The organism is Oceanirhabdus seepicola (assembly GCF_023684385.1).
GTDB classification, from domain to species: Bacteria; Bacillota; Clostridia; order Clostridiales; family Clostridiaceae; genus Oceanirhabdus; species Oceanirhabdus seepicola.
Genome location: NZ_JAGSOJ010000001.1, coordinates 32390 through 44143, shown reverse-complemented (window position 1 = coordinate 44143; position 11754 = coordinate 32390). Strand labels below are relative to the sequence as shown.

Sequence of the window (11754 nt, the reverse complement as noted above, 5' to 3'; positions counted from 1 at the left end):
ATTGAGTACATTTACAGCAATATATGCTTTTGATTTACTTTAAAAAGAAAATATATCTAAGTTTTGCACATGAATGAAATTCCTACTAAAGTATATAAAAATAAAAAAGAATTTCAAAATTAGGGATTATCCACTGTTGGGAAGTTAATAACTGATTGGAAAATGAAATGTATAATGATAAAATAACTAATAGAAGAATTAACGTTAAATTAGTTAGGAGCAAATATGTACAAATTTAATAACTATAAAAGTATTGCAAATGAATATTTATATAAAGGTGAGAAAATTAAAGCATATAAATTTTTCAAAAAGGCTCATAAAATATACCAAGATGGGGACAGTGAATTTTTAATAGATTACGCCTTATTATGCGATGAACTGGGCTTAAAGGAAGATGCGATATATATATATAAACAAGTTATTAAAGAGCGGGAAGATGATAGAGCATACTACGGGATAGCAATAATATTTGAAGAATTTGGTGAAGTAGACATGGCTGAAGCTTATTACAAAAAGTGTATAGAGTATAATTCTAAGAATGATAGAGGATTATTTTTTTATGCTAATCTACTTGATGAAAAAGGTGAAAAAGTTAGAGCTATTGAGTTTTATGAAAAAGTTCTAGAATTAGTTCAAGATGATTTTTGGGCGTATGTTAATTTAGCAGCTATTTACGAAGAGTTGAATGATAATAATAAGGCCTTTGAATTGCTGCAGAAAGCATATGAAATTGATAATAAAGATTTTATGGTGAACTTTAATCTTGGAGTAGTATTAAAGAAAATGAATCAAATTGAAGAAGCTATTTCTTTTTATAGGAAAACAATTGAATTAAATAAGGAATATTCCTATGCATATTTGAATATTTCAGTGATTTATAAAGAAAAGAAAGAATATTTAAAAGGAATTTTCTGGTTAACAAAAGGAATCGAAAATAATTGCAATGAAGCATTTTTATACTACAATAGAGCTTGTTTATTTTCCATCATTAATAAAGAACAACTAGGGATAGAAGACTTAAATAAAGCAATAGAATTATACCCCAAATTTATGGAATATGCAAAAAATGATAATGAGTTATCAAATATAATGAGATTGCTTTGAAAACTTTACAGAAATATGTAATATTTGATATAATAAAAGTAGTTTTAGGTGTATGAAAATAAATAAGTAGTTAAAGATATGTTGGATATTTTGTAGCATAGGTCGAGTTGGAACTCTGGGAGAGTTGCTCTACCAATGGGTTTCAAGGATGAAGTATACATTATAAGCCTAGTAGAATAGTTATTTATTTGAATATGCCTTACTTATAAATTATAGAAAACTGTGCGAAATTGAGTTAAAGAAGATTTTAGGGGGAACAGTATGAAGTACACTGTAGAAAAGTTATTGCCGAATGAATTGAGACCAGGTATGATATTGGCTCAAAATCTTGTAATAGACAATGTTAAACTTCTTGTAACAGGTGCTAAACTCACACAAAAGATGATTGATAAAATAATCAGTCTTCAGCCATTCATGGATGTATATGTCTATAAGGCTTTAGAAAAAGGTGCATTAGCTGAGAGGCCTACAGAAGTTTATAATAAGGATAGTTATAAGTATGCAAATTTATCTGAAACTAGAAGAGTTCAAGCACAAAAATTAGAGAAATCAGTAGATGATTTTACTAAAGAAATGAAAGGTGTTTTTAAATGTATTTCTATTGATGAGAAAATTGATGTTGACGATGTAAGAAAATATTCCAAAACAATTATAGAAGAGTTTGGTGATTATGATTACGATCTACTTATCAAAAATTTATTGTTTGATAAAGGCGTTGATGAGTATCTATATAGTCATTCAATTAATGTAAGTATTTTATCTTCTATGATTGGTAAATGGATGGGAATTGAAGGAAGAGAATTATTATTACTAACTTATAGTGCCTTGCTTCATGATATTGGGAAAACAGTAATTGATCAAAAAGTATTGAATAAGCCCAGTGCACTTACAAAAAAAGAATTTGATGAAATTAAGAAGCATTCTGAATATGGTTATAAAATCGTTAAAAAGTCTCAATTTTTAGACCCTTCAGTAGGAATGGGGGTATTGATGCATCACGAGCGAATTGATGGAAGTGGATATCCACTTGGATTAAAGGGGGATAAAATTCATAAGTTTGCCAAGATTATAGCTGTGGCAGATGAGTTTGACGCTATGACTTCTAATAAAGTGTATAGTAGTAAAAAATCACCTTTTTTGTGTCTTGAAGAGCTTCAAAGTGTAGCGTGGAATCAATTAGATGGGGATGTTTGTGCTGCTTTTTTAAAGCATCTAACTACCGTATATACAGGGGAATATGTGCGTCTTAACAATGGGAAAGTTGGGAAAATAGTTAAGCTTGATATGTTTAATATTTCAAAACCATTGATAAATGTTGAAGAAGAATTTATGGATTTAAAAACGAGAAGTGATTTATACATAGAAGAACTTTTATAGAATAATTAATGTAACTTAGAGTAATAAGCTGCATATCTTATAGTAAGGCATCTGCCTAAAAAATACTATGGGAGGCTATTTTGGGAGAATTAGTAGTTCTTATTGTTATTGGAATAGTTATTATTTTAGGATTTATTGTTTTAGTATTTTTCTTATTAGGTAATGAAAATAACCATGAAGAAAACTATGGAATAGAAAATAAATTATTAATATCTTCCATAGAAAATGAATTTCATCAAAAGTATACTGAAAAAGTAATTCATTTGATGATTGAATTGATAAGGGATAATCCTAAAATTGATGATGAAAAGGCTTATAGAACTCTTATGATCATGTTAGAAGATAATAAGTTGAAACATAAGGTGAATGTTGAGTATACTTTTAAGATATTCAGACTTGTAAAGTTTATAATTTCAAATGAACAAAATCACCATTAATAATAATGGTGATTTTGTTGTTGAGGAAATGAAATTTGACTTTTTTTGAATAATTAATTATTATTAAAGTTTGTAAGGAATTATTAAATGATAGGAAGAAGGAATCGCATGTTATTACCTCAAGATTATAAAAAAGTTAATAGAAATGGGCTATTTATTGACGTTAGAAGTCCAGGAGAATTTAAACAAGAAACTATTCCAGGCGCAATTAATATGCCAATATTTAATGATGAAGAGAGAAAAATAATTGGTACATTGTATAAACAAGAAAGTCCATATGAAGCAAGTAAGGCGGGCATAGAATGTGCATCAAAAAAGCTTCTAGGTTTTTTTGAAGAGATTTATGAACTTAAGAAATCTCATAAGGATATAACTTTATTTTGCGCAAGAGGTGGAATGAGAAGTGGTGTTATTTCAACTTTTATAAGTTCTATGGGAATAAGTGTTTGTAGAATAAGAGGCGGTTATAAGGCTTATAGAAAAGTTGTAATGGAAGAATTAGTGGAATTAAATGATTCTGTGGAATATATCGTTATACATGGAAATACAGGTGTTGGAAAAACCGAAATTCTAAAACAACTTAAAGAGGATGGTTATTCCATTTTGGATTTAGAGAAAGCAGCAAATCATAGAGGTTCATTGCTTGGAAGTGTAGGACTTAATAATTGTAATTCTCAGAAAATGTTTGAATCATATATACATGATGAATTGAGTAAAAATAAAGGAAATAAATTTGTTTTTGTTGAAGCGGAAAGTAGAAGGATTGGTAGTGTATTTGTTCCTGAATACGTACATAATAAAATGAAAGATGGTAAGCATATTTTTATTGACGCTAACTTAGACTTTAGAAGCAAAATTATTATTGATGAGTATACCAAGAATGAAAACTACTTAGAAGAGATTTCAATAGCTCTAGATAAGTTATCTAAATATATGGGTAAGAATAAAGCAGAGTATTATAAAGAAAAACTAAAACATGGAGAAATAAGAGAAGTAACAAAGGAGTTAATGGAAACATATTACGATCCTATGTATACAAATACTTCGGATAAATATGAATATGAACTTAAATTAACTATTAATGATATAAATAAAGCGGCAAAAGATATTGAAAAATGGTTCAATAGTAATTATAATGAAATAGACGAATAAATGTTCGAGAACGGGGGTTAGATTTATGAGTAGCAATAAAGAGAATATTAATATCTATGATGTAACAGCACTAACCTCTCTTGAAAAATTAGAACCTGTTAGAGTTAGACCAGGAATGTATATTGGGTCAACGGGATCAAGAGGACTTCATCATTGTATTTGGGAAATATTCGATAATGCTATAGATGAAATAACAAATGGATTTGGTACTACAGCAGAAGTGGTATTAAACAAAGATGGAAGTGTTACAGTTACTGACGATGGAAGAGGGGTTCCAACGGGAAAACATCCAGTAAAGAAGAAGACTGGAGTAGAGATGGTTTACACAGAACTACATACAGGAGGAAAGTTTGATAATGAGAATTATAAAACATCAGGTGGACTTCATGGAGTTGGAGCTGCAGTTGTAAACGCGTTGTCTGAATGGTTTGAAGTAGAAGTTAAGCAAAATGGTAATGTTTTTAGAATGCGTTTTGAATACGCTTTCGATAAAAGTATGAACAAAGAAATGCCAGGAACGCCTGTCACTGAATTGGAGATAATCGGTAAAACTAAGCAAAGTGGAACTAAAATTACATTTATGCCTGATAAAAGAGTATTCTCAGCTTCAGAATTTAAATTTGATATTATCGATGAACGATTAAAAGAACTATCTTTTCAAAATAAGGGAGTTAGATTATATCTAAAGGACCATAGAAAAGATGAGTTTGTTGAAAAGGAATATCTTTCAGAAAGAGGGTTACTTGATTTTATTGAGTATTTAAATGAGAGTAAAACTGTTTTAAATAAAGAACCAATTCTTTTCACTGGTGAAAAAGAGATAAATGGAATGAAGCTTTCAGGTGAAGTGTGTGTGCAATTTACAGATAGCTCCACAGAAAATATAGCATCTTATGTAAATAATATACCAACTACAGAAGCGGGAACTCATGAGACAGGTTTTAAAACTGGAATGACTAGAGCTTTCAAGGAAGGTGCTAAAAAGCTTAATTTAATAAAAGATAAGGATTTTGAAGGCTCGGACTTAAGAGAAGGAATGACATCGATTCTTAAGACTAAAATGACAAATCCGATTTTTGAAGGACAAACAAAGACGAAACTTGGAAATACAGAAGCTTATACATTTATGAATGAACTTGCTTTTCAGAGATTCAGTGAATGGATTGAAGACAATGTTCAAACTGCTTCCATTATTATTGGGAATGCAATAAATGCAGCAACTAGGCGTGAGAAAATTAAGAAGATTAATGACGCTGAAAAGAGGAAAGTTGGTAAGGGAACATCTCCACTTGCAGGTAAGGTTGCAAGATGTTCTATTAAAGAACCAAAACTATGTGAAATTTTTGTGGTTGAGGGAGATTCAGCCGGTGGTTCTGCAAAACAAGCAAGAGATAGAAGATTCCAAGCAATAATGCCTTCAAGAGGAAAAATTCTTAATACAGAGAAACAAAAAATTGAAAATGTTATTGGGAATGAAGAACTTAAAATATTCAATACAGCATTGGGTACTGGAATGCTAGATAACTTTAGTGAAAAAGATTTAAAGTATCATAAAATTGTAATTTTAAGTGATGCAGATGTGGATGGATTTCACATAAAAACATTATGGATGACTTATATTTATAGATATATGAGGCCTATAATAACTAATGGATTTCTTTACCTAGCTCAACCACCACTTTATAAAGTGTCAAAGAAAACAAAGAAAAAAGAAGATATTAGATATGCATTTGACGATGAGCAACTTAAAGAGATAAAAAAGGAAATGGGTAAAGGAATAAATATCCAGAGATTTAAGGGTCTTGGTGAGATGAATGCTGACCAATTATGGGATACCACATTAAATCCAGAGACTAGAACTCTTTATAGAGTTACAATAGAAGATGCGGCTAAAGCAGAAAAAATGGTTTCCCTTCTTATGGGAGATATTGTTGAACCGAGAAGAAATTATTTATATAGATACGGAGAATTTTAACAGTTTAGGTTTATGAAAAAATAACAAGTCAAAGGTGCTAATAATATTTTGATTCACACGATGAGGAGGATTCCGTAGATAGTAGTTCTACAAATGGGTTCTGATTATTAAGTATGAAACAAAAAAGACTAGCATATTGACTGGTTATTTTTTTAAATATACCTGAAACAATGTGTAACTGTTTTATTATAAACCGGGATAGGAGGAAATATGGGTAAAAAATATAACGTTCCTAAAGATAATAATATTTTAAAGATATCACTAGATGAGGCAATGTCAGAAAATTACCTTCCATATGCAGTTGAAGTTGCAAAGGATAGAGCTTTACCTGATGTAAGGGATGGATTAAAACCAGTTCATAGAAGAATTTTATATGGTGCTTATAACTTAAAAGCATCTCCTGATAAACCTTATTTAAAATCAGCAAGAATTGTAGGGGATATTCTAGGTAAATATCATCCTCATGGAGATTCTTCTGTATATGAAGCTATGGTAATATTAGCTCAGGACTTTAGTACTAGAAATCCATTGATTGATGGACATGGAAATTGGGGAAGTGTTGATGGAGATAGCGCCGCTGCAATGCGTTATACAGAGGCTAGATTATCACAAATATCTATGGAAATGTTAAGAGATATTGAAAAAGATGTAGTTGATATGGTTGATAACTACTCAGATACAGAGAAAGAGCCAGCGGTATTACCAGCAAGATTTCCTAATTTATTGGTGAATGGATGCTTTGGTATTGCTGTTGGATTGTCAACAAACATACCGCCACATAATTTAGGTGAAGTTATTGATGGTGTAGTAGCTCTTTCTAAAGATGAAGATTTAACAAATGAAGGGTTAATGAAATACATAAAAGGGCCCGACCTTCCTACTGCTGGTATGCTTATTGGTTCAAAATCAATTAAAAATGCATACGAAACTGGTAAAGGAAGAGTTCCTATGAGGGCAAAAACAAAAATTGAAGAGCTTGAAAATGGCAGAATGGGAATTGTAATAACAGAATTTCCTTACAGAAAGAACAAGGCTAAGTTACTGCAGACAATCTCGGATATGACTGGAGATAAAAGACATTCAAAAATGTTAGAAGGCATTGTTGATATAAGAGATGAATCTGATAGACATGGTATTAGATCCGTAATTGAATTTAAAAAGTCTGCAGAGAAAGATTATATTGAGAAAACACTTAAATATTTATATAAAAAAACTGACTTACAGTGCAATATTAGTTTTAATATGATAGCTTTGGTTGATGGTAAACCTGAACTGCTAGACTTAAAAACTATGTTAGTACACTATTTAAATCATCAGAAAGAAATTATTACGAGAAGAACTAGAAAAGCGTTAGAGGTTGCTGAAACTAGATTCCATATAGTTGAAGGACTTATCAAAGCTATAGGTATTATGGATGAGGTTATTAAGACTATTAGAGAATCAAAGTCTAAAAAAGATGCAAATGGTAACTTACAAGAAAAATTCGGTTTTACTAATGAACAGGCCACTGCTATTCTTGAGATGATGCTTTATAAATTAACAGGGCTTGAAATTGTGATTTTTCAAAAGGAACATGATGAATTGCAGAAAGCAATAAATAAATATAAAAAGATTCTTGGTAATGAAAAAGAATTATTAAAAGTATTCAGAAAAGAAATTCTTGAAATTAAAGAGAAATATACAGATGAGAGAAGGACAAAAATAATTGAGAATGAAGAAGATGCAAAAATTGATACAGAAGAACTTATCATAATTGAAGATATTGTTATTACTGTTTCAAATGAAGGATACGTTAAACGAATTCCATTAAAATCATATAACAGAACTAGTGGTGATGTTAGTGATATTGAGTATAGAGAAGGGGACTTTAATACAAATGTTATTCATAGTAATACTAAAGATAGCTTGCTGTTCTTTACTGATGATGGTTATTCTTATCGTATTCAAGGAATTGATATTCCAGAGAAGAAGTGGAAAGATAAAGGAGAAAAATTAGATTTATTAATAAAAGGCTTCGATAGTGAGAAAAATAATATAATAGAAGTCTATCCTGTTGCGAATTATATAGAGGATAAAGAATTTATGTTCTTTAGTGAGCGGGGTGGAATGCGATCAATCCCATTAAATGAATTTAAATCGAATTATGTAAAAATCTCATCAGTGAATGTTAAAAAGGAAGATAAACTTGTTGATGTTAAGCTAGTTGAAGGAAGTAGAGAAAAGAAGTTCATCAAAGTTAAAACATTAAAAGGTTTGAGTTATGTTATTGAAGAACCTGAAATAGAATGTGCAAGTAGAAATTCTGTTTTATTAAGTGTAATTTCTATTCCAGATGGAGATTATGTAAAAGAAGTAGATTTATCTGAAGAATTTGTTTTTGAGACCTTCCCAATATCAGTGAATAAAAAGGGAGATGTGTTTAAAGAATGGAAGAGAAGTGGACTTAAAACCTATACTGAAACAAATGGTAGGTTACTATTTATATTTGAAAATGGATATATGGTTACAGTTCCTTCATATATGCTTCAAAATATTGAAGGTGATGTAAATATTGATAAGTTTATACCGGAATATAAAAAATACGGAAGCTTAATATTTCTTTACAACTTCTCTAAATTTGATGATAGTAAACAGATTATTCTTCCTACGAAAAAAGGATTAATTAAGAGATGTAAAACTGATGAAATTTTATTAGAAAACTATGGTATAACTTCAACGAAAATACTCAGTGAAGATTATTTATTGAAGCCTGAAATTACCGAAATTGATAAAGAGGGAGAGTTAATAATCATAACTTCAAAGGGGAGAGTATTGAAGTTTGCAAGTGACTCATTGAGTATTATTGGTAAGAATGCAAAAGGAGTAACATCAATTAGTTTGAAAGAAGACGACAATGTAGTTTATGTTGCTTTCTTGAGTCGTGATTCATCTAATGAAGTATTATCTGTCAAATACAAGAATGGAAAAAATGATAATTTTGAAATTGACAGTATATCATTGAAAAATAGAGCTTCCGTTGGAGCAAAAATTATTAATTCTACTGAAAACGGAGGCATTAAAGATATTGTGAAGGCATAGATAAAAAATAATTAACAAAGAATAAAGAAGAGAGAACAAATATTGATACCTTTCAGCAAATTTGTTCTTTAATCTTTTTTCTTTGTTTTTTATTATGGAAATTTTGTTTAAAATACAATCTAGCTATTTGTATAAATGACATTTTGTTATAGCATATCTATATAAGAAGGAGAGATTTTAAATTGAAGGTATATTTAGATAATAGTGCAACTACCAAACCGTACAAAGAGGTTATTGAAGAAGTATCTAATGTTATGGAAAGTAATTGGGGAAATCCTTCATCAGCTCACGAACTTGGGTATAACGCTCATAAAAAGTTAAAAGAGTGTAGAGAAAAGATAAGTGGGTTTATTAATTGTGACTCTAGTGAAATAGTATTTACATCAGGGGGAACTGAAGGGAATAATTTATGTATTAAAGGTATAGTTCAACCAGGGAACCATATTATCACATCTAATATAGAACATCCAAGTGTTAAGAATACAGTTGAATTCTTAAAAAAGAATGGATGTGAGGTAACTGTATTAAATGTAAATGAAAAGGGGTTAATAACTATAGAGGAATTAAATAGTGCAATTAAAGATAATACAGTACTTTTAACAGTTATGCATATGAATAATGAGTTGGGAATTTTGCAGGATCTAGAATCTATTGGGGAATATCTCAAAGTAAATCACAAAAGAGTAAAGTTCCATGTTGATGCTGTACAGAGTTTTTGTAAGCATGAGATTGATGTTAAAAGGATGAAAATTGATATGCTTACAACATCTGCTCATAAGCATCATGGTCCAAGAGGGGTTGGATTTGCTTATATAAGAAAAGAGTTAAGCCCAAAACAACTGATTCATGGATCTGCACAGGAAAAAGGATTTCGTGCAGGAACTGAAAATCTTTATTCTATAGCAGGCATGGTTAAAGCTGCAGAAATAATGCATGGTTGTATGGATGAGAATAAAAGGAAAGTAACTGGACTTAAAAAGTATTGTATAGATCAATTGACAACAAGGATAAGTGGTATAAGGATTAATTCTGAAATATGTGAAAGTATTTCTCCTTATGTTCTTAATGTTAGTATTGATGGGACTCCTAGCGAGGTAATGGTGAGAGTTATGAGTGATAAAGGAGTTTATATTTCAAAAGGTTCAGCTTGTAGTTCAAAAACAGAAAGTGCTAGTCATGTTCTAGAAGCAATGAAACTTACTGAAAGTGAAATTAAGGGTACTATCAGAATAAGTTTTTGTGAAGGAAACACTTTGAAAGAGCTAGATTATGCTATTGATAAATTCCTAGAGGCAGTAAAATTCTTAAGGAGGTTAAAAATATGAGAAAACTTATTTTAATCAAATATGCTTCTGAAATATTTTTAAAAGGTCTAAATAGAAGAATGTTTGAAGATAAACTCATTAAAAACATTAAGTTTGCACTTGGAGAAATAAAATATGAGATATTAAATGATGAAGGTAGATGGTTTATTAATTGTGATAGAGTCCAAGAGGCTATAGATGCAGTGAGAAATGTCTTCGGAGTTACAGAATTGTGTATTGTTTATGAAGTAGAGTCAGAATATGATTCTATAAAAGAAGTGGCTACAAATATAACTTCGGATCTTAGTGGGTCTTTTAAAGTTAGCACTAATAGAGCGAATAAGAAATTTGAAATGAAGTCTATGGAAGTTAACAGACAAATCGGTGGAGAGATACTAGAGAATAATGATAAGCTTAGTGTAAAGATGAAGAATCCTGATCATATGATTTATATTGAGATAAGAAAGAAAGCATATGTTTATACTGAGACTATTTTGGCTGTAGGAGGCTTACCGTACGGAATTAATGGATCAACTATGTTAATGTTGTCAGGTGGTATTGATTCGCCTGTAGCTGGTTATTTGATGGCTAGAAGAGGCGTTGAATTACAATGTGTATATTATCACAGTCATCCTTATACAAGTGAAAAGGCAAAGGAAAAGGTTATAGATTTAGCAAAGAAATTAAAAAAATATACAGGATCCTTTAAACTTTATGTTGTTTCTTTTACTGAGATTCAAATGGATATTATTGAAAAATGCCGTAAAGATGAACTTACTATAATTATGAGAAGATTCATGATGAAAATTGCATGTATGCTTGCAGAAAAATATGGAGTACATTCAGTTACAAGTGGAGAAAGTATTGGGCAGGTTGCTAGTCAAACTATGGAGAGTTTGGTAGTCACTGATAATATAGCGGATAGACCTGCATTTAGACCACTGATTGCAATGGATAAGAATGAGATAATGGATATCTCTAGAAAAATTGATACATACGAAACATCTATTTTACCTTATGAAGATTGTTGTACAATTTTTGTTCCAAAGCATCCTAAAACAAAACCAAAGTTAAAAGAAATTATAAAATCAGAGAGCGTTCTTGAATTTGATAGACTTTGTAATGAAGCAATTGAGGGAATGGAAGTAATAGAGATATAAAAGAAGTGGGAAGTTGAGAGTGGAGAGTGGAGAACGGTGGATGTTTCTGCTAACGCAGAAACTACATCTTATTGTTCTTTAGACAAAGAGGGTTTTACTCATTTTATATTTAGATAAAATGTTGTACTTTAAATATAATGTTTCATCTAAAGATGAAACGAGTAAAT

General features: G+C 30.3%; 8 protein-coding genes. All 8 read left to right on the top strand.

The genetic code is table 11. From position 1 onward, the window contains the following. The first annotated feature begins 225 nt into the window (after window positions 1–225). The 8 genes from KDK92_RS00215 to thiI all read left to right on the top strand — a co-directional run bounded on the left by KDK92_RS00215 (window position 226) and on the right by thiI (window position 11587). Window positions 226–1104: a tetratricopeptide repeat protein gene (locus KDK92_RS00215; RefSeq protein WP_250856916.1), complete on the top strand. Its 879-nt coding sequence runs from the start codon at window positions 226–228 to the stop codon at window positions 1102–1104. Between the two features lie 261 nt (window positions 1105–1365). Continuing rightward, on the top strand, window positions 1366–2481 hold the full coding sequence (locus KDK92_RS00210; protein ID WP_250856915.1) for an HD-GYP domain-containing protein: 1116 nt from the start codon (window positions 1366–1368) through the stop codon (window positions 2479–2481). Between the two features lie 80 nt (window positions 2482–2561). Continuing rightward, window positions 2562–2918 (top strand): hypothetical protein, encoded by a 357-nt coding sequence (locus KDK92_RS00205; protein ID WP_250856914.1) that lies wholly within the window; start codon window positions 2562–2564, stop codon window positions 2916–2918. Window positions 2919–3026: 108 nt separating this feature from the next. Next, the gene (gene mnmH, locus KDK92_RS00200) at window positions 3027–4070 is read left to right on the top strand and encodes a tRNA 2-selenouridine(34) synthase MnmH (protein WP_250856913.1); all 1044 of its coding nucleotides are present in this window, start codon (window positions 3027–3029) and stop codon (window positions 4068–4070) included. A 25-nt stretch (window positions 4071–4095) separates the two neighbouring features. Further along, a complete protein-coding gene (locus tag KDK92_RS00195) occupies window positions 4096–6045 on the top strand; it encodes a DNA gyrase/topoisomerase IV subunit B (protein ID WP_250856912.1) in 1950 nt (649 codons plus the stop codon). 210 nt (window positions 6046–6255) lie between these two features. After that, the gene (locus tag KDK92_RS00190; RefSeq protein ID WP_250856911.1) at window positions 6256–9123 is read left to right on the top strand and encodes a DNA topoisomerase (ATP-hydrolyzing); all 2868 of its coding nucleotides are present in this window, start codon (window positions 6256–6258) and stop codon (window positions 9121–9123) included. Window positions 9124–9305: 182 nt separating this feature from the next. Next, window positions 9306–10448 (top strand): cysteine desulfurase family protein, encoded by a 1143-nt coding sequence (locus KDK92_RS00185; RefSeq protein ID WP_250856910.1) that lies wholly within the window; start codon window positions 9306–9308, stop codon window positions 10446–10448. Next, window positions 10445–11587 carry a tRNA uracil 4-sulfurtransferase ThiI gene (gene thiI / locus KDK92_RS00180; RefSeq protein ID WP_250856909.1) on the top strand — a complete coding sequence of 381 codons (1143 nt, stop codon included), beginning with the start codon at window positions 10445–10447 and terminating at the stop codon, window positions 11585–11587. Before KDK92_RS00185 ends, thiI begins: the two co-directional genes overlap by 4 nt. Window positions 11588–11754: the final 167 nt, after the last annotated feature.